Source organism: Lysobacter luteus (genome assembly GCF_907164845.1).
GTDB classification, from domain to species: Bacteria; Pseudomonadota; Gammaproteobacteria; order Xanthomonadales; family Xanthomonadaceae; genus Novilysobacter; species Novilysobacter luteus.
The window spans coordinates 1,606,919-1,630,101 of record NZ_OU015430.1 but is presented as its reverse complement, the minus strand read 5'-3'; the positions used below and the strand labels follow the sequence as shown (position 1 = coordinate 1,630,101).

The following is a 23,183-nucleotide window of genomic DNA, read 5'->3' as shown; positions in this document are numbered from 1 at the left end:
GGCGGTGGGCTTCGGCCCACCGCCGTCGTTCTATCCGGGGCCCGCGGGCTATCCTCGCCCCATGCTGAACCTCTCCGTCGTCGCGCTCGCGAGCCTTGCCTGGCTCGCGCTGATGTTTGGCGCGGCGCTGTTTGCCGAACGCCGGCCGGCGCTGTGGGCCCGGCACTGGCGGCACATCTACGCGCTGTCGCTGGCGGTGCACTGCACCTCGTGGACGTTCTACGGCACGGTCACCCAGGCCGCGCGCTACGGCTGGCCACTGCCGCCCACCTTCCTCGGCGCGATCCTGCTCTACGCGCTCGCGGTCGGCTTCATGGTCCGGCTGGTCAAGCTCGCTCGGGAGACCAATGCCACCTCGATCGCCGACCTGATCGCCACGCGCCTGGGCAAGGACGCGTGGCTGGCGGCGACCGTGACCCTGGTCGCCGCGCTCGGGCTGATCCCCTACATCGCGCTGCAGTTGAAGGCCGTGGCGATGAGCTTCGCGATGCTGACCAGCCGCGACGGCAGCGGCGGGGTGGCGCCGGCGTGGCAGGACAGTGCGCTCTACGTGGCGTTGGCGATGGCGGTGTTCGCGATGCTGTTCGGTACCCGCCGGGCGAGCGCGGCCGAGCATAACCGTGGGCTGGTGCTGGCGATGGCGGCCGAATCGGTGTTCAAGCTCGCGGCCATGCTGGCGATCGGCGCGTTCGTCTGGTTCGGCCTGGACGCCCTGCCCGAGGTGAGGGTACCGGCGGCCGGCGCCGCGGCGTCGACCGGCGGGTTCGTGCCGCTGGTGCTGCTGGGCGCGCTGGCGATGTTCATCCTGCCGCACCAGTTCCATGTCGGGGTGGTCGAGTGCCGCGACGAGCGTGACGTGCGTACCGCGCGCTGGCAGTTCCCGCTCTACCTGGTGCTCATCGCGTTGCCGGTGCTGCCGCTGGCCACCGCGGGCACGGCGTTGCTGGGCGATTCGGTGCCGTCGGACCTGTACGTGCTCGCGCTGCCGCTGTCGCAGGGGCAGCACGGGCTTGCGCTTTTCGCGTTCCTCGGCGGCCTGAGTGCCGCGACCGGCATGGTGGTGGTCAGCACGCTGACGCTGAGCCTGATGATCGGTAACCACTGGTTCGCGCCGGGCCTGCTGAGGGGGGCGTGGTCGCGCAACGACGGCAGCGACCTGCGCGGCAGCGTGCTGATGCTGCGGCGGGTGGGCATCGTCGTGATCATGCTGATGGCCTGGGCGTACAGCCGGCTGGTGGCGGGCAGCGAGGCGCTGGCCGACGTCGGCGCGGTGTCGTTCTCGGCGCTGGCCACGCTCGCGCCGGCGCTCGGTTTTGCCGTGTGGCGGCCGCAGACGCCGCCGCGTGCGGCCGTGGTGGGCGTGGTGGTCGGCTTTGCCGCCTGGGCGTGGGTCCTGCTGCTGCCGACGATGTCCGGGTTGCAGGGCGGGGAGGGTGCGTGGGTGCGGTCCGGGCCGTTCGGCCTTGCATGGCTGTCACCCGACGGCCTGTTCGGCCTCACCGGTTGGAGCCGCCTGGGCCGCGCGGTCGGTGCAAGTTTGTTCCTTGGCACGCTGGCGACGGTGCTGACCGCGATCTGGCGGCGCGATACGCCGCAACGCGCCCGGCGCGGACTGGATGGCAAGGCGCTGCGCGACGCCGGCCTCCGGTTCCTGCCGCGTGAGCGGCTGGCCGCGTTGCTGGATGGGGTGCCTGATTCGGGCGCCGCGCCGGCACGGGTGGAGGCCGAGGTGGAACGCGAGCTGGCCGCGGTCCTGGGCTCGGCGTCGGCGCGCGTGCTGCTCGATGCCGCCCGGCGCGAAGCGGGCGACCTCGACACCGTCGCCGCGATCGTCGGCGAGGCCTCGGCCGACCTGCGATTCAACCAGCGCGTGCTCGAGGCGGCGCTGCAGAACATGAGCCAGGGCATCAGCGTGGTCGACGCCGAGCTGCGGCTGGTGGCCTGGAACCGCCGGTACGCGGAGCTCTTCGCTTACCCGCCGGAGCTGCTGCAGGTTGGCCGGCCAATCGCCGACCTGTCGCGCTGGGCGCTGCAGCAACTGCCGCCGCGGGGTGACCTGGAGCGCGCGCTGGAGCGGCGCCTGGCGTTCATGCGTGCCGGCACCCCGCACCTGACCGAGCGGGTGATGCCGGACGGCAGCATCGTCGAGATCCGTGGTAATCCGATGCCGGGCGGCGGCTTCGTCGCGACCTTCACCGATGTCACCGCGTTCCGTCGCGCCCAGGCCGGGCTGCTGCAGGCCAACGAGACGCTGGAGCAACGGGTGGTCGCGCGCACCGCCGACCTGGAAGTCGCCAAGCGCCAGGCCGAGCGCGCCAACGACGCCAAGAGCCGGTTCCTCGCGGCGATCGGGCATGACCTGATGCAGCCACTGCACGCCGCGCAGCTGTTCACAGACGCGTTGGCCGCCCAGCTCTCGGCGTCGGCACAGCGCGAGGTGCTGGCGCAGATCGGCGGCGCGCTGGATTCGACCGGCGACCTGCTGACCGGCCTGCTCGACATGTCGCGGCTGGAGGCCGGCGGGCTGGTGCCCCAGCCACGCGATTTCCCGCTGGCCGAGGTGCTGGAGCCGCTGGCGTCGGAGTTCGGCGCGATTGCCGCGGCGCGTGGGCTGCGCTTCCGGTTCGCCGCCACCTCGGCGTGGGTGCACAGCGACCCGCAACTGCTGCGTCGTGTGCTGCAGAACTTCCTCGCCAACGCGGTGCGTTACACCGCCCGCGGCGGCGTGTTGCTGGGTGCGCGGCGCGATGGCGACAGCGTGCGCATCGAGGTGCACGACACCGGTCCGGGCATCGAGCCCGCACTGCAATTGGCGATGTTCGACGAGTTCCGCCGCGGCGACGATGCGCCGGGGCAGGGGCTTGGCCTGGGCCTGTCGATCGCCGACCGCATCGCACAGTTGCTGCACGCGCCGCTGTCGGTCCGCAGCGAGCCGGGCCGCGGCGCGTGCTTCGGGGTCACTGTCACCATGCTCCAGGCACCGCCGATGCCAGCCGCGGCCGCGGCCACGCGCGGTGTTGCCGGCTTGCGGGTGCTGGTGGTCGACAACGACCCCGATGCGCTGGCAGCGCTCTCGCGCGTACTGGCCGGGTGGGGCTGCGACGTCGCCGCCGCCGAAGGACGCGCCGGCGCCGCGGCGCGGCTGGCGGAGGCACCTGCCACGCTCTGGCTGTTCGACTACCACCTCGACGACGGTGATACCGGCATCGCCCTCGCAGCCGACCTCGCCGCCCGGCACGGCGCACAACCCACCCTGATCCTCAGCGCCGACGGCGGTCACGCCGTTCGTCACGCCGTACTCGAAGCCGGCCACGCACTGCTGGCCAAGCCACTGAAACCGCTGGCCCTGAAATCGGTGCTCGACCGCCTGCTCGCCGGGCGCGGCGTGCAGCCCGCACCGGCGGTGACCGGAACGTAGCCGCCGCAGCATCACCCCTGTAGGAGCGGCTTCAGCCGCGACCCACTGACACTTGGCTCCGATCCGCGATCAACGCAAACCCCCCATCGGGCGAACGGGCCAACCGCTCATCCGCAGATCCGATGCCGCTCCAGATCCAATCGCGACTTACGTCGCTCCTACATCCCTGCGGGCGGGGTGGCGGAGACATCCATCTGCCGCGCCGGATCGCTCAGCTCCAACTCGCGCAGCACCACGCCGGCTTGGGTGCGGTTGCGCACGCCCAGTCGCTCGAAGATGGCCGAGAGGTGGGCCTTGACCGTGCGTTCCTGCACGTCCAGCCGGTCGGCGATCTGCTTGTTCAACAGGCCCTGGGCGACCAGCGTCAGCACACGGAACTGCTGCGGTGACAGGCTCGCCAACCGTGCGGCCAGGTCGGCGTCGCCGCTGTCGCTGCGGGTACGCGACACCGCGGCGCGCAGGGCGGGCGGGAGCCATTGCTCGCAGGCCAGCACCGCACGGATCGCATCGCGGAGCTCGTCCAGGCCCGAGCTCTTGGGCAGGTAGCCGGCGGCGCCGTGGTCGAGCGCGCGGCGGACCACGCGCGGATCGTCGTTGGCCGACACCACCACCACCGCGACGCCCGGGTGCTGCGCGCGGATCGCGGCAAGCCCGGCCAGCCCATGGTTACCCGGCATGTGCAGGTCGAGCAGCACCAGGTCGATGTCGGTCCCCGACTCGAGGATCCCGAGCACCTCGTCGAGCGAGCCCGCCTCGCGGACCTGCAGCTCGTCCACCGCATCGACCGCCGCACCGCGCAGCGCGGCGCGGAAGAGCGGGTGGTCGTCGGCGATGAGCAGGCTCGGCATGGCGTCGGTGTCGTGCGGCGGCGATGCGCCGGCGGATCGGTCGCGCCAGCCTAGCAAGCGGTGCCGGCACGCGAGTGGTACGAAGGTACGATGGCGGCGCGACCGGCGCTTGTTAACGTCACCGCATGAACATGCCCAGACTCGTCCTGGCGGTCGCCGCCACCGCCGTCCTCGCCGGTTGCGCGAGTGCCCCGATGTCCAGCCGGTCGACCGCCATGGCCACGCAGTTCGATTCCGTCCGCGTCACCGAGCACCGCGGCAGCGACGACCTGCTGACCGCCGGCCTGGGGCTGTCCGGCCTCCGCGCGATGACGCCGCCGGCCTTTGCCGACCCTGCTGCACCGACGCCCGCCGAGCTCCGCCGGCGCGCGGTCTGGGCCAACTGGCGCGGCATCGCCGACCTTGCGCCCGGCGGCGGCTATGGCGAGGTGTACGGCAGCCTCGCCGTGGTGCCCGGGCAGGAATTCCACGCGTTCGCGCGGGTGCCGGGTGCACACCAGCCACACCGGATAGCGGTGCAGGTCCCGGACGCCTTCGACCAGGCCGCGCGCTGCATCGTGGTCGCGCCGGCGTCGGGGTCGCGCGGGGTGCTCGGCGCGATCGCGGTCGCGGCGCCGTGGGCGCTGCCGAAGGGCTGCGCCGTCGCCTACACCGACAAGGGTGCGGGCACCGACTATTTCGACCTCGATGCGGGCCTTGGCGTACGCGCGGATGGCACGGTCGGTGCACCGGCCGACGGCCTGGCCTTCGTGCCGGACCCGGCGTCGGGCCGTGGAGTCGCGGTCAAGCACGCCCACTCGCGCGACAACCCGGAGGCCGACTGGGGCGTGCACGTGAAACAGGCCGCCGAGTTCGCCCTGCAGGCGCTCGATCGTGCGTTCCCGCAGGCCGCGCCGTTCGCGTTCGACAACACCACAGTCATCGCGGTGGGCATCTCCAATGGCGGCGGCGCGGTGCTGCGGGCCGCCGAGGCCGACGGCGATGACTGGCTCGATGCGGTCGTCGCCGGCGCCCCCAACATCACCGTGGCCGGCGCGCGCCCGCTGTACGACTACACAACCGAGGCGGCGCTGCTGATGCCGTGTGCATTGCCGGTGCTGGGCATCCCGCCGATGCCGACCGCCGCCGCGCAGTGCGCCGCGCTGGCCGATGCCGGCCTGGTAAGCGGCGACACGCTCGAGGCGCGGCAACGCTCGGCCTACGACACCCTTCGCGCGAGCGGGTGGACCGACGCCGCGCTGCGCGCCGGCTCGATCAGCGTCGGGTTCGACCTGTGGCGCGCGGTCGCGGTGACGTATGCCTCCGCCTACGGCCGCTTTGGTGTCGCTGAGCATCCGTGCGGCCACACGTTCTCGGCGCTGACCGCCGAGGGCGCACCGCGCCCGGCCACCGGTGCCGAGCGCGCTGCCTGGTTTGCCGACGGCAGCGGGATCCCGCCCGGGGCGGGCGTCGGCATCGTGGCCCCGACGGGGGACCCGGATGCGCCATTGAAGGAACTCCAGTGCCTGCGCGGGATGTGGGACGGGCAGGGAGCCGACGCCGGCCGCGTTCGCACCGGCATCGAGGCACTAACCGCGCGGACACCGCGTGCGGGCCTGCCGGTGATCGTGGTGCACGGCCTGGACGACGGCCTGATCCCGACGGCCTTTACCAGTGCTCGGTACGTCGCCGCCGCCCAGGCCGCCGGCGCCGACGTGCGCCACTGGCAGGTGCGGAACGTCCAGCATTTCGATGCCTTCCTCGGCCTGCCGGCCTATGGCGCGCACTACCTGCCGTTGCTGCCGTACATCTACGAGGCGCTGGACCGCACCTGGGCGCATCTGCACGACGGCGCGCCGATGCCGGCGGACGCGGTGATCGCGACTACGCCGCGCGGCGCTGGCAACGCGCTCAAGGCGAGCGACCTGGCGATGCCCGAGTAGCGGGAACTGGCCCCTGTAGGAGCGGCTTCAGCCGCGATGCGAAGATCGACACGGGGATGAAACTACCGATCGCGGCTGAAGCCGCTCCTACAGACAAAAAAGGCGCCCCGCAGGGCGCCTTTTTCGTGGTTACAACCGGACCGCGCGGATCACGCCCCGCGCGGACCGCGGCCGCCACCCGGGCGCCCGCCGCCGCGCGGCCCACCGGGGCGCGGGCCAGCTGCACCGGGCTTGCCACCGGGCTTGCCGCCACCCGGTCGACCCGCACCGGGACGACCGCCAGGCTTGCCGGCCGGCCGCGCGCTGCGCGGCTTGTCGCCGTACGGGTTGAAACCACCCGGGTTGGCGTGGTCGGACGGGAACACCGGTGCGTTGCCCGGATGGCCATAGGGCTTGGGGCTGCGCTGGGACTGTCCTTGGCCGCCAGCACCGGCCGCGCCACGGCCCTGGAAGCCGCCGCCGCCCGGACGTCCCGCACCGCCGCCGCCCGGACGCCCGCCGGCACCCGGCCGCCCGGCCTTGTTGCCGTAAGGCTTCTTGGGGCCGCGGCCGTCGGCGTTGCGGTGGCCGCTCGGGCCGGTCTCCACGCCGTCGGGCACGTACCAGGTGCGGAACGCGGCGGGGTTGCCTTCAGGCAGGGCGCGCGCCCCCTTGTCCTTGCGCTGCTTGAACGGGCGCTGCGACTGCTTGGCCGCCGCCTCGCCGCTGACCGTCAGGCCACCGTGGCGCTTCGGGCCGCCGCGGCCACGGCCACGATCCTCGCGGACGTTGTCGAACCGGCGCAGTTCGCGACCTTCGTCGGCCGTCGTGACATGACCGCTGACATAGGCCGGGCCATGGCTGCGGCCCGACAGGTTGATCGTCGACTTGGCCGCCTTGCGCTGGCCGATCACCGGCTGCAGCGTCAGCGCGGACGGCGCACCGTCCTCCAGCCCGAGATCCTTGCGCAGCTTCTCGACGCGCTCGCCGGCCAGCTCCTGCGACTGCCCGCGCAACAGCTCGCGCGGCAGGGCGACCTCGCCGTAGCGGATGCGCTTCAGGCGGCTGACCTGGCAGCCCTGCGACTCCCACAGGCGACGTACTTCGCGGTTGCGGCCTTCCTTGACGACCACGCGGAACCAGTCGTGCGAATCGGTGCCGCCGATGCGCTCGATGTCGTCGAACTTCGCCGGGCCGTCGTCCAGTGCGACGCCGCGCTTGAGGCGGTCGGGGATGTTGTCGGGAACGCGATCCTGGCCTTCCGGCGCGCGCACGCGGCAGACGTATTCGCGCTCGACCTCGAAGGACGGGTGCATCAACGCGTTGGCGAGCTCGCCATCCGTGGTCAGCAGCAGCAGGCCGGTGGTGTTGATGTCGAGGCGGCCAATCGCGATCCAGCGCGCGCCCTTGAGCGCGGGCAGGGCTTCGAAGATGGTCGGCCGGCCTTCGGGGTCCTCGCGGGTGGTCACTTCGCCTTCCGGCTTGTTGTACATCAGCACGCGCGAGGGTTCGACCAGCGCGCTGGCGACGAACTGGCGTCCATCGAGCTCGACCTTGTCGCCGCTGCCGATGGACATGCCCACCTGGGCGACTTCGCCATTGACCTTGACTAGGCCGTCGGCGATGCGCTGCTCGAGCGCGCGGCGCGAGCCGAGCCCGGCCTGCGCGAGCACCTTGTGCAGCCGCTCTTCGAGTCGGGGGGCGGCGCTGGCGTCTCCGCTGCGCTTCAGGGACAGCTTGTTGCGGGTTTCTTCACTCATTTCTCTTGCTCCGACGAGGCCGGTACGGCGTCGTCATCCTGGGTTTGCGGTTCCGGCGCGACCGTCGGGGCGCGCTCGGAATCGGGTTCGGGTGCGGAATCGTCCGCTTCGGCCGCGCGGTCTTCCGGCGCGGCATCGGGGGTGGTGTGTTCGTCGGCCGGCGGGGGAGCGTCGTCCCCGTGGCCGATACCGCCGGCTGCGATCGGCTGGCCGTCGGCGGGTTCGCCCTTGGCCGGGCCAGTGTCCTTCTGGCCGTCGAACTGGAACTGCGGTTCGAGCTCGCCGATCTCCTTGAGCTCGGACAGCGGCGGCAGCTCGTCCAGCCGCTTCAGCCCGAAGTAGTCGAGGAAGCCCTTGGTGGTGCCGAACAGTGCGGGCTTGCCCGGCAAGTCGCGGTGGCCGACCACGCGGATCCACTCGCGCTCTTCCAGCGACTTGATGATGTTGCTGCTGACCGCCACGCCGCGGACCTGCTCGATCTCGCCACGGGTGATCGGCTGGCGGTAGGCGATCAGTGCGAGCGTCTCCAGCGTGGCCCGGGTGTAACGGGTCTGGCGTTCGGTCCACAGCCGCGCCACCCACGGGTGGACGTCGGACTTGACCTGGTACCGGAACCCCGATGCCAGTTCGACCAGTTCCACGCCGCGCTCGGCGCACGCCGCCTGCAGCGCCTCGATCGCCTGGGCGACGCTGCCGGCGGGCGCCGGCTGGTCTTCCGGAAACAGCGCATTGAGCTGCGCCAGCGTCAGCGGCTGGCTGGCCGCGAGCAGGGCGGCTTCGACGATTCGGGTGATCAGGCTTTGATCCATGTCTGTCTGTCGTTGTCTTCAGGCGTCGTCGTTGGCGGCTTCGTCGAACTCACTGCTGAGCTGGATCTCGGTCGGGTCGGTACCCAGCGCCAGCGATTTCACGTAGATCGGCGCCAGTGGGGCTTCCTGCACGATGTCGACCAATTGCTCCTTGGCCAGCGTCAGCAGGCCGAGGAAGGTCACCACCACGCCGAGCCGGCCCTCGCGCGCCTCGAACAGGCTCTCGAAGCGGTGGAACGCCCCGTCCTCCAGCCGCGTGAGCAGCTCCCCCATGCGCTGGCGGACGCTGAGGGCGTCGCGCTTGATCGCATGCTGGGTGTAGAGCTCGGCGCGCTTGAACACGTCATGCAGCGCCAGCAGCATCTCCCGCAGGTCGACTTCCGGCGGCAGCCGCACCGAAGCCCGGTCGGGCACGAACGCCTGCGCCGGGGCGGTGTCGCGGTCCTGCCGGGGCAGGGCATCGATGTCCTCGGCCGCCTTCTTGAAGCGCTCGTACTCCTGCAGCCGGCGGACCAGTTCGGCGCGCGGGTCGGCCTCGTCGCCTTCTTCGGTGGCCGCACGCGGCAGCAGCATGCGCGACTTGATCTCGGCCAGGATCGCGGCCATGACCAGGTATTCGGCGGCCAGCTCGAAGCGCATCTCGTGCATCGCCTGGATGTAATCGACGTACTGGCGGGTGATCTCCGCCACGGGGATGTCGAGGATCTCCAGGTTCTGCCGGCGGATCAGGTACAGCAGCAGGTCGAGCGGGCCTTCGAACGCGTCGAGGATGACCTCGAGCGCATCCGGCGGGATGTACAGGTCCTGCGGAATCTGCAGCACCGGTTGGCCGTGCACCATCGCCAGCGGCATTTCCTGCTGGCGGGCGCCCGTCGCCGCCGGGGCCGGGACGGGGTCGGGAGTGGCCGGGTTTTGTTCGTTCGCGCCGGGCGCGGGGTCGTTGGTCATGCGAGGCCGGCCCCCTCCGGGCCGTGGCACTGCGTTTGCCGTGGTGGGACCCGTCGGCCGAGCGGCGCTCGTCGGGTCCGCATTGTTGAAGCTGTCGTTGGGCAGTCGGTTGCCCGGTCTGGCAAATCGGCTGATCAGGCAGTAATGCCTGCCACCGGCCACACGCGCCAGTGGGGGACATGGCGGCAGGTGTCGGGGGCGTCTGGCAATGCGATGCGGTCGGCAGTGCCGTGTGGGCCACGGAGGCCGCGATGCCTGTGCGGGTCGCGACGGGTCTCTGCCTGAACCTTCGAATGAAACTAGGGTACGGGCTGCTTAAACCGCTGTCCAGCATGCCGCTGGCTACAATTCATCGGCCCGTCCGGGCTCGCAGACATCAGGGGTAGTGCATGTGGTACGTGATCGAGGGGTATGACGGTGAAGACGTGCTGGCAAAGCGCCAGGCGGCGCGGCCGGAGCATCTGGCGCGCTTGACCGCCCTGCGTGACCACGGCCGGCTGCTGCTGGCGGGGCCTTGCCCGGCGATCGACGCCGCCGACCCGGGGCCGGCGGGGTTCAGCGGCAGCCTCGTGGTGGCCGAGTTCGAGTCGCTGGAAGCCGCCCGCGCCTGGGCCGACGCCGACCCCTACGTTGCCGCCGGGGTGTACGTGCGGACCGATGTGCGTCCGTTCCGGCGGGTACTGCCGTGAGCGCTCCGGTGGGCCAGGCGACCACCGGACCGCTGCCGCGCGAGCAGCGCGTCGCGGCGATCCGCGCCGCGATCGAAGCGGCGCTGGGGCCGGTGTCGCTGGACGTGGTGGACGACAGCGCCCGCCACGCCGGCCATGCGGGTGCACGCGACGGCCGCGGGCATTTCAATGTCGACGTGGTCAGCGCGGCGTTTGACGGCCTGGGCCCGATCGCGCGGCACCGGGCGGTGTACGCCGCCGTGGGCGGCCTGATGGAAACCGACATCCACGCCCTCGCGATCCGGGCGCGGACCCCGGCCGAGGCGTCCGCGTAACGCCCGGCCCAACGGCCGGCGGGGCTGTCGAACGCTCGCTATACTCGCGGAAGCCCGTGCTCCGGCGTGCCCATGGTGCCTATTGGCATCAATGGCTTGGGGCATGTTCCACATCCTTTTCCGCACCAATAGACGCACCGCCACAGGGTGCGCCAGAGGCTTCCGCGACGCATGCGTCTGTCCACGATCAAGCTCTCCGGCTTCAAATCCTTCGTCGACCCCACCACGCTGCACCTGCCGACCAACATGACCGGCGTGGTCGGGCCGAACGGTTGTGGCAAGTCCAATATCATCGACGCGGTGCGCTGGGTGATGGGCGAGAGCTCGGCCAGCCGCCTGCGCGGCGACTCGCTGACCGACGTGATCTTTGCCGGCTCCTCGGCCCGCAAGCCGGTCTCGCAGGCGATGGTCGAGCTGGTGTTCGACAACTCCGACCACACGATCACCGGCGAGTACGCGTCGTTCAACGAGATCTCGGTCAAGCGGATCGTCAGCCGCGACGGCGCCAGCCAGTACTACCTCAACGGCGGCAAGTGCCGACGTCGCGACATCACCGACCTGTTCCTCGGTACCGGCCTGGGACCGCGCAGCTACTCGATCATCGAGCAGGGCATGATCAGCCAGATCATCGAGGCCCGGCCCGAGGACCTGCGGGTGTATCTGGAGGAGGCCGCGGGCATCTCCAAGTACAAGGAGCGCCGCAAGGAGACCGAGACACGCATCCGCCACACGCGCGAAAACCTCGATAGACTCAATGACTTGCGCGATGAAGTTGGCAAACAACTTGAACACCTGAAGCGACAGGCGCGCCAGGCCGAGCAGTACCAGGCCATCCAGGCCGAGCGCCGCGTCAAGGACGCCGAGTGGAAAGCCCTCGAGCACCGGGCGCTCGACCGCAAGCTGCAGGCCCAGCGCGAGAAACTCGCGCAGCAGGAGACCCGACTGCAGCAGCTGATCGCCGAACAGCGCGAGGCCGAGCGCGAGATCGAGACCGGCCGCGTGCGCCGCGAGGAGGCCGCCGAGGCGCTCAACCGCGCACAGGCGGAAAGCTATGAAGTCGGTGGCGCGCTCGCCCGCATCGAGCAGCAGATCCAGCACCAGCGCGAGATGTCGAGCCGCCTGCAGAAGGCGCGCGACGAGGCGCAGACCCAGCTGGCCGAGATCGCCGCGCACATCGGCAGCGACCAGTCGCGCCTGGACGTGCTGCGGGCCGCGATCGAGCAGGACGAGCCGCGCCGGGAGCAGCTCCAGGCCGAGGACGAAGCCCGCCAGGACGCCCTGCGCGAGGCCGAGACCGCGCTGTCGGGGTGGCAGCAGCGCTGGGACGAGCACAGCCGCGCCCAGTCCGAGGCCGCCCGGGCCGCCGACGTCGAGCGCACCCGCATCGAGCATCTCGACCGCCAGGCCCTCGACGCGGACCGTCGCCGCGAGGCGCTGTCGGCCGAGCGCACCGGGCTGGACCTGACCGCGTTGGCGGAGGCCTTTGAAGGCCTCACCGAGCAGCACGAAACCCAGAAGCTGTCGCTCGACAGCCTCACCGAGACCCTCGAAAGCCGGAAGGCCAGCGTGGGTGAGCTGCAGGAGCAGCAGCGTGGCGCGCAGTCCGAGCTGGCCGATGTCCGCAAGCAGGCGCAGGCCGCACGTGGCCGGTTGTCTTCGCTGGAGACCCTCCAGCACGCCGCGCTTGGCCAGGAGCAGGGCGCAGCGCTTGACTGGTTGAAGGCGCGCGGGCTGGACTCGGCCACGCGCGTCGGCGAGACCCTGACGGTGGAGCCGGGCTGGGAAAACGCCGTGGAGGCTGCGCTCGGCCAATTGATCGAAGGCGTGTTGGTGGACGCCCCGGAAGCGCTGGTCGACGCGCTCGGCGAACTCGGCGAAGGACGCATCGCGCTGGTCTCGGGCGAGCGTGACGACGCGGCCTATCCGCCGACCTCCCTCGCGGCGAAGGTGCAGGGTCCGGCCGCCGTCCGCCGCCTGCTGGCACGCCTGCACGCGGCCGAGGATCTGGCCGGTGCACGCGCGCTGCAGTCGACCCTCGGCGAGGGCGACTCCGTCATCACGCGCAGTGGCGAGCGCCTGGGCGCCGGCTGGGTCCGGGTGCTGCGTTCGGGCGCGGCCAAGCAGGGCGCCCTGCTGCGCGAGCGCGAGATCCAGTCGCTGCGCGGCGACATTGAAACCCTTCAGGCGCGCGAGCAGGAGCTGGAATCATCCCTGACCCAGCTGCGCGACCGCCTGCTCGCCGCCGAGCAGCAGCGCGAGGACGCCCAGCGCACGCTCTACATGGCGCACCGCAGCGTCTCCGAGCTGGCCGGCCAGTTGCAGAGCCAGCAGGGTCGGCTGGACTCCGCCCGCGGCCGGATCGAGAAGATCGACGCCGAACTGGCGCAACTGTCGGAATCGCTCGAAGCCGCCCGCGAACAGGGCCGCGAGGCCCGCAGCCGGCAGGAAGAAGCCGTCATCCGGATGTCCGAGCTTGAGGACACCCGCCAGGCGCTCGATGCCGAGCGCCGCCGGTTGACCGAGGCGCGCGACCAGGCCCGGTCCATGGCGCGCGAGTCGCGTGACACCGCCCACGCCCTGGCGCTCACGCTCGAATCGCAGCGCGCCCAGGTCGCTTCCCTGGCGCAGGCGCTCGACCGGATGGGCGGCCAGCGTGGCCAGCTCGATTCGCGCCTGGGCGACCTGGCCGCGCAGCTGGCCGACGGCGATGCCCCGGTGCTGGAGCTCGAGGAGCAGCGCCAGGTGGCGCTGGAGCAGCGCGTCCAGTCCGAACAGAAACTCACCGCCGCGCGCACCGCGCTCGACGGCATCGACAACGACCTGCGCCGTTTCGAGCAGACCCGCCAGCAGCGCGACGAGCAGGCCCTGCAGCAGCGCGAGGCGATCGGCCAGCGCCGCCTGGACCAGCAGGCGCTGGTGCTCAAGGCCGAAACCCTCAGCCAGGCACTGACCGAAGCCGGTTTCGTGCTCGAGGACGTGGCCAACACCCTGACCGACGAAATGGACGCCGAGTCCTGGGGCCGGGCCGTCGCCGAGTTCGACGCCAAGTTGCGCCGGCTGGAGCCGGTCAACCTTGCCGCCATCGCCGAACATGCCGAGGCGGCGCAGCGCAAGGAGTACCTGGACGCGCAGGACGTCGACCTGACCAGCGCGCTGGACACGCTGGAAGAGGCGATCCGCAAGATCGACCGCGAGACCCGCGGCCGCTTCAAGGACACCTTCGACCGGGTCAACTCGGGCGTGCAGCAGCTGTATCCGCGCCTGTTCGGCGGCGGCCACGCCTACCTGGAGCTGACCGGCGAGGACCTGCTCGACACCGGCGTCGCGATCATGGCGCGCCCGCCGGGCAAGCGCGTGTCCAACATCTCGCTGCTGTCGGGTGGCGAGAAGGCGATGACCGCAGTCGCGCTGGTGTTTGCGATCTTCCAACTGAACCCGGCGCCGTTCTGCCTGCTCGACGAGGTCGACGCGCCGCTCGACGAAGCCAACGTCGGCCGCCTGGCGGCGATGGTCAGCGAGATGAGCGAGCAGGTACAGTTCCTGTTCGTGACCCACAACAAAGCGACCATGGAAGTGGCGCAACAGTTGTCGGGCGTGACCATGCGCGAGCCGGGTGTCAGCCGCCTGGTGTCGGTCGACCTCGCCGAGGCGACCCGACTGGCCGGCGCGGCATGACCGGCGCAACGACTGAAGGAGTAGCCACGTGTCCGATGTGACCCTGCTGCGGATCGGCATCCTGATTGCAGGCCTGATCCTGATCGCCGCCATCGTGTTCTTCGGCCGCCCGCGAAAGCCGGGGCAGGGGCGGCGGGTGCCGCGCGAGGCCCGCGGTGAGGGCGGCCGGGTGGAGCCGACACTGGGCGAGCAGCTCGAGGGCGAGCTCGGCGCGGACGAGCGCCAGCCGGTCGACGCCACTACCCAGGCGGAGCTGGAACTGTTTGACCGCACGCTGGAGAACCCGGGCCCGGCGGCCGAACTCGGGCGTCGCGTCAGCGACGAGTTCGACAAGATCGTCACCATCTACCTGGCCGCGCGTGCCGGCGAGAAGCTGCACGGCCCCGACATCGTCGTCGCGGCCGAGAAGGCCGGCCTGGTCTATGGCCACATGGGCGTGTTCCACCGCCTGGTCGAACACCACCCCGAGCGCGGGCCGGTGTTCAGCGTTGCCAACATCATGAAGCCCGGCAGCTTCGACATGGCCGACATCCAGGCGCTCGAAACGCCGGCGATCGCCTTCTTCCTGACGTTGCCGGCGCCGCTTCCGGCACTGGATGCGTGGGAGAAGATGCTGCCGACCGCCGAGCGCATGGCCGAGCTGCTCAACGGCCTGGTGCTGGATGAACAGCGCAACTCGCTCGGCCGCCAGCGCATCGGCCAGATCCGCGAGGAGCTGCGCGCGTATGACCGCCAGCGCGAGGCCCCGCCGCTGACCAAGCCGTCGCGGTGGTGACGCCGGTGGGTCGCGACTGACGCCGCTCCCGCGTCCGGGCCCACCCTCTGCCAGCGTCGGACCCCACAAGCCGAGCGATCCGTGACCTCCAACCCCGCCGCCCGCATCACCGAGCTGCGCCGCCAGCTCGAAGACGCCAACTACCGCTACCACGTCCTCGACGACCCCACGATCCCGGATGTCGAGTACGACCGCCTGCTGCGCGAGCTCGACGCGCTCGAGGACGCCCATCCGGAGCTGCGTTCGCCGGATTCGCCGACCCAGCGCGTCGGCGCCACGCCGTCGGGCGCGTTCGCGCCGGTCCGCCACGCCATCCCGATGCTGTCGCTGGCCAATGCCTTCAGCGACGACGAGGTCGCCGACTTCGTCCGCCGGATCGAGCAGAAGCTGGGCGACGAGGCACTGGTGTTCTCGGCCGAGCCCAAGCTCGATGGCCTCGCCATCAGCCTGCGCTACGACGGCGGCCGCTTCGTCCGCGGCGCGACCCGCGGCGACGGCGCGACCGGCGAGGACGTGACTGCCAACCTGCGCACCGTGCGGGCGATTCCGCTGCAGTTGCGCGGAGACGGTTGGCCGCAGGTGCTCGAGGTCCGTGGCGAGGTCTACATGCCGCTGGTCGCGTTCCGCGCCTACAACGAGCAGGCGCTGGCCAATGGCGGCAAGGTGCTGGCGAACCCGCGCAACGGCGCGGCCGGCTCGTTGCGCCAGCTCGACCCGCGCGCCACCGCGCAACGCCCGCTCGCGTTCTACGCCTACGCGGTCGGCGCGGTGGAGGGTGGCACGTTGCCGGAGACCCACTCCGCGACCCTCCACCAGCTGCGCGAGTGGGGCCTGCCGGTCAGTGGCGAGAGCGTGGTCGTGCAGGGCCTCGACGGGCTGCTCGACTACTACCGGCGCATCGGTGCGCGGCGCGACACGCTCGCGTTCGACATCGACGGCGTCGTTTACAAACTTGACGACTATGCGTCCCAGGCCGAGATGGGGTTCGTCTCGCGCGCACCGCGCTGGGCGATCGCGCACAAGTTCCCGGCGCAGGAGCAGACCACCGTCGTCGAATCGATCGAGGTCAACGTCGGTCGCACCGGCGCCGTGACGCCGTGGGTCTTGATGCAGCCGGTCCACGTGGGCGGCGTCACGGTCACCCGCGCGACGCTCCACAACGCCGACCAGGTCGCACGCCTCGACGTACGCGTGGGCGACACGGTGGTCGTGCGCCGCGCTGGCGACGTCATTCCCGAGGTCGTGCGCGTACTGCCCGACCAGCGTCGGCCGGGCGCGCCCGAATGGGCCATGCCCGAAGCGTGCCCTGTCTGCGGCTCCGAGATCGTGCGCGAGGAGGGCGCGGTGGTGTGGCGATGCTCGGGCGAGCTGACCTGCGCGTCGCAGCGCAAGGAGGCCATCGGCCATTTCGCCTCGCGCCGGGCCATGGACATCGAGGGCTTGGGCGAGCGTTTCATCGCCGCCCTGTCGGACCTGGACTACGTGCAGTCAGTCGCCGACCTCTACCGGCTCACCCTCGACGACCTGCTGGAGATGAAGCAGCGTGCCGACGAGCGCGATGGCACCACTCCCGAGACGGTCAAGGCCGGCAAGGTCGCCACCCGCTGGGCGGAGAACCTGATCGAGGCGATCGACCGCAGCCGCCAGACCACGCTTGAGCGGTTCCTGTTCGCGCTGGGCATCCAGCACATCGGGGAGAGCACTGCCAAGGCCCTGTCCGCGTGGTTCGGCGACCTCGAACTGATCCGCCGGCTGCCGTGGCCCTTGTTCAAGCGCGTACCCGACATCGGTGGCGAGGTCGCACGCTCGATCGGCCACTTCCTTGACCAGCCCGGCAACCAGCAGGTCATCGACGACCTGTTGGCACGCGGCGTCACCATCACCGATGCCCATCCGCCGTCACCCAAGCTGCGCGAAACGCTCGGCCTGGCGACGCTGCTGGTGGACCTGGAGATCCCGAAGATCACCCCGCTGCGGGCGGAACAGCTCGCATCCGCGTTCCCCGACGCCGCACGGCTGCTCGGCGCACCCGAGCACAACCTGGTCACCGCAGGACTGCCCAACGACACCGCGGCGACGTTCGTGGCGTGGCGCGGGTTGCCAGCCAACGCACGGCTGCTGGCGGCCACGGGCGACGCAGTCGCGCGGCTCGACAATTTGTTGCCGGAAACCGCGGACGTGGTGGCCGGCCCCCTCGACGGGCAGACCGTCGTGCTCACCGGCACGCTGTCGGCCATGACCCGCGACGAGGCCAAGGACCGGCTGGAGGCGCTCGGGGCCAAGGCCGCCGGAAGCGTGTCGAAGAAGACCAGTTTCGTGGTGGCCGGCGAGGCGGCCGGGTCCAAACTCGCCAAGGCCGAGCAACTCGGCGTAGACGTGTGGGACGAGGCGCGGCTGCTGTCGTTCCTCGCCGAGCACGAGTGAGTGCGCGCCGCCCGCACGCCGGGTCCGATCTGGAAGGCGCGCGTGCCAGCTGACTGGGGCCCTTCCGCCAGCTTCGACGCGCTGCGCCTCCGAGCCGCGCTGAACGCCCGCATCCGCGACTTCTTCGCGGCACGCGGCGTGGTTGAGGTCGATACACCCGTGCTCTCGGCCGCCGGCAATACCGAGCCGAACATCGCGCCGTTTTCGCTGGACTTCAACGGCCGCACCGACGGCGGCCCGCGCACCCGCTGGCTGCGTACCTCCCCGGAATACCCGCTCAAGCGCCTGCTGGCCGCCGGGTTCGGCGACTGCTACGAGCTCGGCCGGGTGTTCCGCGATGGCGAAGCCGGTGGGCGCCACAATCCCGAATTCACGATGCTGGAGTGGTACCGGGTCGGTTGGGATCATCGGCGCCTGGTGATCGAGACGGCCGAGCTGGTCAACGCCGCGCTGGCACTGGTCGACCGCCGCGCGGTACTGGTCGAAACGACCTACCGGGACCTCTACCGCGACCGCCTGGGCATCGATCCGATGACGGCCGCGGACGATGAGTTGCGTGCAGCCCTTGGCGAGGTCCAGGTCGACCCCACCGGGCTGACCCGCGACGACTGGCTCGACCTGCTCATGACGCACCGGCTGCAGCCCGGGTTTGCCGACGACGCGATGATCGCTATCCACGACTGGCCCGCCAGCCAGTGCGCCCTGGCCAGGCTGCGGCGGGGCGATGACGGCATCGCCGTGGCCGAGCGGTTCGAGCTCTACCTCGGCGCGCTGGAGGTGGCCAACGGCTACCACGAGCTGGCCGATGCTGTGGAGCAGGGCCAGCGGTTCGAGCGCGATGCAGTGGTGCGCACGCGACGCGGCGATGTCGTGCCTCCGGTCGACGGGCGGTTGCTCGATGCCCTGCGGAGCGGCCTGCCGGACTGCGCCGGCGTCGCGCTGGGTGTCGACCGGTTGATGATGGCGATGCTGGGCACCGGCCGTATCGCCGACGTGGTGGCATTCGACTTCTTCCGCGCGTGAGGCGGCCGCCGTGCCCCGCTAGAATCGGCCCATGACCGACGCCGCCTTCGATTTCGACCGCTACGACCGCATTCGCCCGATCCGCTGGACCGGCGATGCGCTGGAACTGCTGGACCAGCGCAAGCTGCCCTTCGAGGTTGAGTACGTGCGCTGCGACAGCAGCGGATCGGTTGCCGAGGCCATCCGCGCGCTGACCGTGCGCGGTGCACCCGCCATCGGCATCGCCGCCGCGTGGGGCCTCGTGCTCGCCGCCGCCGATGTCCAGGCTGGCGATGGCGCGGAAGCGGCAGCGAAGTTGCAGCCCGCGATCGACCACCTCAATGCCGCGCGACCCACCGCGGTCAACCTCGCCTGGGCGCTCGCCCGCATGCGCCGGGTGCTGGCGGCGGCCGGCCCCGACTGGCGCGACGCGCTTGAAGCCGAGGCCCGCGCGATCGCCGACGAGGACCTGGCCGCCAACCGCCGCATGGGCGCACTCGGCGCGGCGCTGATCGAGCCCGGCAGCAACGTTCTGACCCACTGCAATACCGGTTCACTGGCCACGGCGGGCTTCGGCACCGCGCTCGGGGTGATCCGTGCCGGCGTCGCCCAGGGGCGTATCAACGAGGTGTTCGCCGGCGAGACCCGCCCGTGGTTGCAGGGCGCACGGCTCACGGTGTGGGAACTGCAGCAGGACGGCATCGCGCCGACGCTGATTGCCGACGCCGCGGCATCGCACCTGATGAAGTCAGGGCGGGTGCAATGGGTCGTGGTCGGTGCCGACCGCATCTGCGCCAACGGTGACGTCGCCAACAAGATCGGCACCTACCAGCTCGCGATCGCGGCGCGCCACCACGGCGTCAGATTCATGGTGGCCGCGCCTTCGTCCACCGTGGACATGGACACTCCCTCGGGCGATCTCATCCACATCGAGGAGCGCGACCCGGGCGAGCTGTTCGGCGTCGGCACGGTGCGCACCGCCGCGGCCGACATCGGCGCCTGGAACCCGGTGTTCGACGTGACTCCGCACACGCTGATCGACGCCATCGTGACCGAGCGCGGCGTAATCGAGAACCCCGACGAAGCCGCCATGCGCGAGGCATTCGCGAGCTGACGCGGCGACGTTTCGCGCGCGCGTCCGCGGAGTGACCGGAAAAACGCGCTAAGTCATTGTTTGGGCGTGGAAAACGCGGTGCCGGGAACCCCCGTTCCGTGCTATCATTTCACGTCTTTTTCATCTGCCCTGAATTGGGCCGCCAACGCAGCCGCCACGCGCTGCGCGGGCCGGTTCCGGGGGCAGCTTCGACCTTGCACAAGACGGAAACCCGATGGCCGAAACCGCCAAGGAAATCATCCCGGTAAACCTCGAAGACGAGATGCGCCGCAGCTACCTCGATTACGCCATGAGCGTGATCGTCGGCCGCGCGCTCCCGGACGTTCGTGACGGGCTCAAGCCGGTCCACCGCCGCGTGCTGTACGCGATGAACGAGCTCGGCGCGCACGCCAACAAGCCGTACTACAAGTCGGCGCGCATCGTCGGTGACGTGATCGGTAAGTACCACCCGCATGGCGACCAGTCGGTGTACGACACCCTGGTGCGCATGGCGCAGCCGTTCTCGCTGCGCTACCTGCTGGTGGACGGGCAGGGCAACTTCGGCTCGGTCGACGGCGACTCCGCGGCGGCGATGCGTTACACCGAGGCGCGCATGTCGCGCATCACCCACGAGCTGATGGCGGACATCGACAAGGAAACCGTCGACTTCCAGCCCAACTACGACGAGAAGGAGCTCGAGCCGTCGGTCATGCCGACGCGCGTGCCGAACCTGCTGGTCAACGGCTCGGCCGGCATCGCGGTCGGCATGGCGACCAACATTCCGCCGCACAACCTGTCGGAAGTGGTCGACGCCACCATCGCCCTGATCAACGATCCGGAGCTCGGCATCGACGGCCTGATGGAGTACATCCCGGGCCCCGACTTCCCGACCGCCGGCATCATCAACGGCACCTCCGGCATCGTCAGCGCCTACCACACCGGCCGCGGCCGCGTGCGCATGCGCGCCCGGGCGGACGTCGAAGTGGCCGACAACGGCCGCGAGTCGATCATCGTCACCGAGATCCCCTACCAGGTGAACAAGGCGCGGCTGATCGAGAAGATCGCCGAGCTGGTGAAGGAAAAGAAGATCGAGGGCATCAGCGAGCTGCGCGACGAGTCCGACAAGGACGGCATGCGCATCTACGTCGAGGTCAAGCGCGGCGAGTCGGCCGAGGTCGTGCTCAACAACCTCTACCAGCAGACCCAGATGGAGTCGGTGTTCGGCATCAACATGGTCGCGCTGGTGGACGGCCGGCCGCAGTTGCTGAACCTCAAGCAGGTGCTGCAGGCGTTCGTGCGCCACCGCCGCGAGGTGGTGACCCGCCGGACGATCTTCGAGCTGCGCAAGGCCCGCCAGCGTGCGCACATCCTCGAGGGCCTGACGGTCGCGCTCGCCAACATCGACGAGATGATCGAGCTGATCAAGACGTCCGCCAACCCCAACGAGGCGCGCGAGCGCATGCTTGCCAAGAGCTGGGAGCCGGGTCTGGTGGGCGCGCTGCTGGGCGCGGCCGGAGCGGAAGCCTCGCGGCCTGATGACCTGCCGCGCGGCGTCGGCCTCATCGACGGGCGCTACCAGCTCACCGAGAACCAGGCGCAGCAGATACTGGAGATGCGCCTGCACCGCCTGACCGGGTTGGAGCAGGAAAAGCTCACCGAGGAATACAAGCTGCTGCTCGACACGATCCGCGGCCTGATCGAGATCCTCGAGGATCCGAACGTGCTGCTGGACGTGATCCGCACCGAGCTGGAGAACGTCAAGGCCGAGTTCGGCGACGCGCGCCGCAGCGAGATCCGCGAGAGCGAGGAAGACCTCGACATCCTCGACCTGATCGCGCCGGAGGACGTCGTCGTGACCCTGTCGCACTCGGGTTACGCCAAGCGCCAGCCGGCCAGCAGCTACCGCGCGCAGAAGCGGGGCGGCCGCGGGCGCAACGCGGCGGCGACCAAGGACGAGGACTTCATTGACCGCCTGTGGCTGGTCAACACGCACGACACGCTGCTGACCTTCACCAGTGCCGGTCGCGTGTTCTGGCTGCCGGTGCACCAGTTGCCGGACGCCGGCCCGAACGCCCGTGGCCGGCCGATTATCAACTGGATCCCGCTGGAGGAAGGCGAGCAGGTGCAGGCCGTGCTGCCGGTGCGCGAGTACCGCGAGGACTGCTTCGTGTTCTTCGCCACCCGCAACGGCACCGTCAAGAAGACCCCGCTTCCGGAGTACGCCTACCGCCTGCAGCGCGGCAAGATCGCGATCAACCTCGACGAGGGCGATGCGCTGGTCAACGTCGAGCTGTCGGACGGCACCCGCGACATCATGCTGTTTGCCAGCAACGGTAAGGCGGTGCGCTTTGCCGGCGAACAGGTCCGGCCGATGGGCCGTACCGCTCGCGGCGTGCGCGGCATGAAGCTGGCCGACGGCGAGCACGTGGTCAGCCTGGTCGTGCTGGATGGCGACGGTGACATCCTCACCGCCAGCGAGCGTGGCTACGGCAAGCGCACGCCGGAAGCCGAGTACCCGCGCAAGGGGCGTGGCACCCAGGGCGTGCTGGCGATCAAGACCAGCGAGCGCAACGGCAAGCTGGTGGGCGCGATCCAGCTCACCGAGCACCATGACGTGCTGCTGATCTCCGATGGCGGCACGCTGGTGCGCACGCCGGCGTCGGCGATCTCCCAGGTCAGCCGCAATACCCAGGGCGTGACCCTGATGCGCCTGGCCAAGGACGAGCGGTTGCAGGCGATCGAACGCCTGGATGCATCGCTGGACGAGGACGCGGATGGCGACGACGTGGTGGTGTCGCAGGATGCGCCGGTGACCCTGCCGGATGCGCCCACCGCCTGACCGCAACCCGTGAAATGAAGAACGCCGCCTCATGGGCGGCGTTTCTTTTTGCGGCGGACTGTCCGGTCAGCCGATCTGTTCGAGCATGTGCTCGGCCGACGACACGCGGTATTCGCCCGGCGCCTCGACGCACAGGTGGCGGACGACGCCGTCCTCGGCGTACAGCGCGAACCGCTTGGCGCGGGTTCCCATGCCGTAGGAGCTGGCGTCCAGCTCCAGGCCCAGGGCCCGGGTGAACTCGGCGTTGCCGTCGGCCAGCATCATCATCCCGTCGGGAACGTCCTGGCTCTTGCCCCAGGCCTGCATCACGAACGGATCGTTGACCGACAGGCATGCGACCTCGATGCCCTTGTCACGGAAGCGCTGGAAGTGCTCGACGAAGCTGGGGAGGTGCTTTTCCGAGCAGGTCGGGGTGAACGCGCCCGGCACGGCGAAGATCACCACGTTGCTGTGGTCGAACAGCGCACTGGTATCTACCGTCTCGACACCGCCGCGGATGCGCTGCAGGGGGACTTCGGGAAGGTGGTCGCCAACCTTGATGGTCATGGGGTTCTCCTGAGGGGAAAGCGAAGTGTAGGCGCGATCAGATGATGCCGGTGGCAGTGCGCGATGCATCGCACCTTGCGTCGCGCCCGTCCATGCATACCCTGTGTCGACAGGGCATGTGCCTGACTGGCGCCCCGTGTGC

The 23,183-nt window shown here is 70.5% G+C and carries 15 protein-coding genes; 10 read left to right on the top strand and 5 right to left on the bottom strand.

Translation table 11 applies throughout. From position 1 onward, the window contains the following. Positions 1–61 precede the first annotated feature (61 nt). On the top strand, positions 62–3,418 hold the full coding sequence (locus KOD61_RS07565; RefSeq protein WP_215218118.1) for a hybrid sensor histidine kinase/response regulator: 3,357 nt from the start codon (positions 62–64) through the stop codon (positions 3,416–3,418). A gap of 158 nt (positions 3,419–3,576) precedes the next feature. Here the strand turns inward: KOD61_RS07565 and KOD61_RS07560 are convergent, their stop codons facing one another. Then, positions 3,577–4,266 (bottom strand): response regulator transcription factor, encoded by a 690-nt coding sequence (locus tag KOD61_RS07560; protein ID WP_215218117.1) that lies wholly within the window; start codon positions 4,264–4,266, stop codon positions 3,577–3,579. A 131-nt stretch (positions 4,267–4,397) separates the two neighbouring features. Here KOD61_RS07560 and KOD61_RS07555 point away from each other — a divergent pair, with 131 nt between their 5' ends. Further along, positions 4,398–6,188 carry a D-(-)-3-hydroxybutyrate oligomer hydrolase gene (locus KOD61_RS07555; RefSeq protein WP_251370547.1) on the top strand — a complete coding sequence of 597 codons (1,791 nt, stop codon included), beginning with the start codon at positions 4,398–4,400 and terminating at the stop codon, positions 6,186–6,188. A gap of 149 nt (positions 6,189–6,337) precedes the next feature. On the opposite strand, the gene KOD61_RS07550 is transcribed toward KOD61_RS07555, so the two are convergent. The 3 genes from KOD61_RS07550 to KOD61_RS07540 are packed head-to-tail and all read right to left on the bottom strand — an operon-like array spanning position 6,338 to position 9,684. Continuing rightward, positions 6,338–7,927, bottom strand: coding sequence for a pseudouridine synthase (locus tag KOD61_RS07550; RefSeq protein ID WP_215218116.1), 1,590 nt, complete (start codon positions 7,925–7,927; stop codon positions 6,338–6,340). After that, entirely contained in the window at positions 7,924–8,736 is an 813-nt protein-coding gene (scpB, locus tag KOD61_RS07545; protein ID WP_215218115.1) for an SMC-Scp complex subunit ScpB, read from the bottom strand. The genes KOD61_RS07550 and scpB overlap by 4 nt, the downstream gene beginning before the upstream one ends. An 18-nt stretch (positions 8,737–8,754) precedes the next feature. Further along, the gene (locus KOD61_RS07540; protein ID WP_215218114.1) at positions 8,755–9,684 is read right to left on the bottom strand and encodes a segregation and condensation protein A; all 930 of its coding nucleotides are present in this window, start codon (positions 9,682–9,684) and stop codon (positions 8,755–8,757) included. 389 nt (positions 9,685–10,073) lie between these two features. Here KOD61_RS07540 and KOD61_RS07535 point away from each other — a divergent pair, with 389 nt between their 5' ends. The 8 genes from KOD61_RS07535 (at position 10,074) to gyrA (ending at position 22,495) form a co-directional block, all read left to right on the top strand. Then, positions 10,074–10,373, top strand: a complete 300-nt coding sequence (locus KOD61_RS07535; RefSeq protein WP_215218113.1) for a YciI family protein — start codon at positions 10,074–10,076, stop codon at positions 10,371–10,373. Positions 10,374–10,405: 32 nt separating this feature from the next. Continuing rightward, positions 10,406–10,687, top strand: a complete 282-nt coding sequence (locus KOD61_RS07530; protein WP_215220329.1) for a BolA family protein — start codon at positions 10,406–10,408, stop codon at positions 10,685–10,687. Positions 10,688–10,858: 171 nt separating this feature from the next. Next, positions 10,859–14,362, top strand: coding sequence for a chromosome segregation protein SMC (gene smc / locus KOD61_RS07525; RefSeq protein WP_215218112.1), 3,504 nt, complete (start codon positions 10,859–10,861; stop codon positions 14,360–14,362). A 28-nt stretch (positions 14,363–14,390) separates the two neighbouring features. After that, positions 14,391–15,137 (top strand): cell division protein ZipA, encoded by a 747-nt coding sequence (zipA, locus tag KOD61_RS07520; RefSeq protein WP_215218111.1) that lies wholly within the window; start codon positions 14,391–14,393, stop codon positions 15,135–15,137. 81 nt (positions 15,138–15,218) lie between these two features. Beyond that, positions 15,219–17,561, top strand: a complete 2,343-nt coding sequence (gene ligA, locus KOD61_RS07515; RefSeq protein WP_215218110.1) for an NAD-dependent DNA ligase LigA — start codon at positions 15,219–15,221, stop codon at positions 17,559–17,561. Between the two features lie 42 nt (positions 17,562–17,603). After that, positions 17,604–18,584, top strand: a complete 981-nt coding sequence (epmA, locus tag KOD61_RS07510; RefSeq protein ID WP_215218109.1) for an EF-P lysine aminoacylase EpmA — start codon at positions 17,604–17,606, stop codon at positions 18,582–18,584. A 31-nt stretch (positions 18,585–18,615) separates the two neighbouring features. Next, a complete protein-coding gene (gene mtnA / locus KOD61_RS07505) occupies positions 18,616–19,677 on the top strand; it encodes an S-methyl-5-thioribose-1-phosphate isomerase (protein ID WP_215218108.1) in 1,062 nt (353 codons plus the stop codon). 214 nt (positions 19,678–19,891) lie between these two features. Then, positions 19,892–22,495, top strand: a complete 2,604-nt coding sequence (gyrA, locus tag KOD61_RS07500; RefSeq protein ID WP_215218107.1) for a DNA gyrase subunit A — start codon at positions 19,892–19,894, stop codon at positions 22,493–22,495. Positions 22,496–22,561: 66 nt separating this feature from the next. Here the strand turns inward: gyrA and KOD61_RS07495 are convergent, their stop codons facing one another. After that, the gene (locus tag KOD61_RS07495; protein ID WP_215218106.1) at positions 22,562–23,041 is read right to left on the bottom strand and encodes a peroxiredoxin; all 480 of its coding nucleotides are present in this window, start codon (positions 23,039–23,041) and stop codon (positions 22,562–22,564) included. Positions 23,042–23,183 lie beyond the last annotated feature (142 nt).

Excerpts from the sequence above, each read along its gene's own strand:
- KOD61_RS07550 (WP_215218116.1), bottom strand. The coding sequence starts at position 7,927 with ATGAGTGAAGAAACCCGCAACAAGCTGTCCCTGAAGCGCAGCGGAGAC.
- mtnA (WP_215218108.1), top strand. The coding sequence starts at position 18,616 with ATGACCGACGCCGCCTTCGATTTCGACCGCTACGACCGCATTCGCCCG.
- KOD61_RS07560 (WP_215218117.1), bottom strand. The coding sequence starts at position 4,266 with ATGCCGAGCCTGCTCATCGCCGACGACCACCCGCTCTTCCGCGCCGCG.
- KOD61_RS07495 (WP_215218106.1), bottom strand. The coding sequence starts at position 23,041 with ATGACCATCAAGGTTGGCGACCACCTTCCCGAAGTCCCCCTGCAGCGC.
- KOD61_RS07535 (WP_215218113.1), top strand. The coding sequence starts at position 10,074 with ATGTGGTACGTGATCGAGGGGTATGACGGTGAAGACGTGCTGGCAAAG.
- KOD61_RS07565 (WP_215218118.1), top strand. The coding sequence starts at position 62 with ATGCTGAACCTCTCCGTCGTCGCGCTCGCGAGCCTTGCCTGGCTCGCG.
- KOD61_RS07540 (WP_215218114.1), bottom strand. The coding sequence starts at position 9,684 with ATGACCAACGACCCCGCGCCCGGCGCGAACGAACAAAACCCGGCCACT.
- scpB (WP_215218115.1), bottom strand. The coding sequence starts at position 8,736 with ATGGATCAAAGCCTGATCACCCGAATCGTCGAAGCCGCCCTGCTCGCG.
- gyrA (WP_215218107.1), top strand. The coding sequence starts at position 19,892 with ATGGCCGAAACCGCCAAGGAAATCATCCCGGTAAACCTCGAAGACGAG.
- KOD61_RS07555 (WP_251370547.1), top strand. The coding sequence starts at position 4,398 with ATGCCCAGACTCGTCCTGGCGGTCGCCGCCACCGCCGTCCTCGCCGGT.
- smc (WP_215218112.1), top strand. The coding sequence starts at position 10,859 with ATGCGTCTGTCCACGATCAAGCTCTCCGGCTTCAAATCCTTCGTCGAC.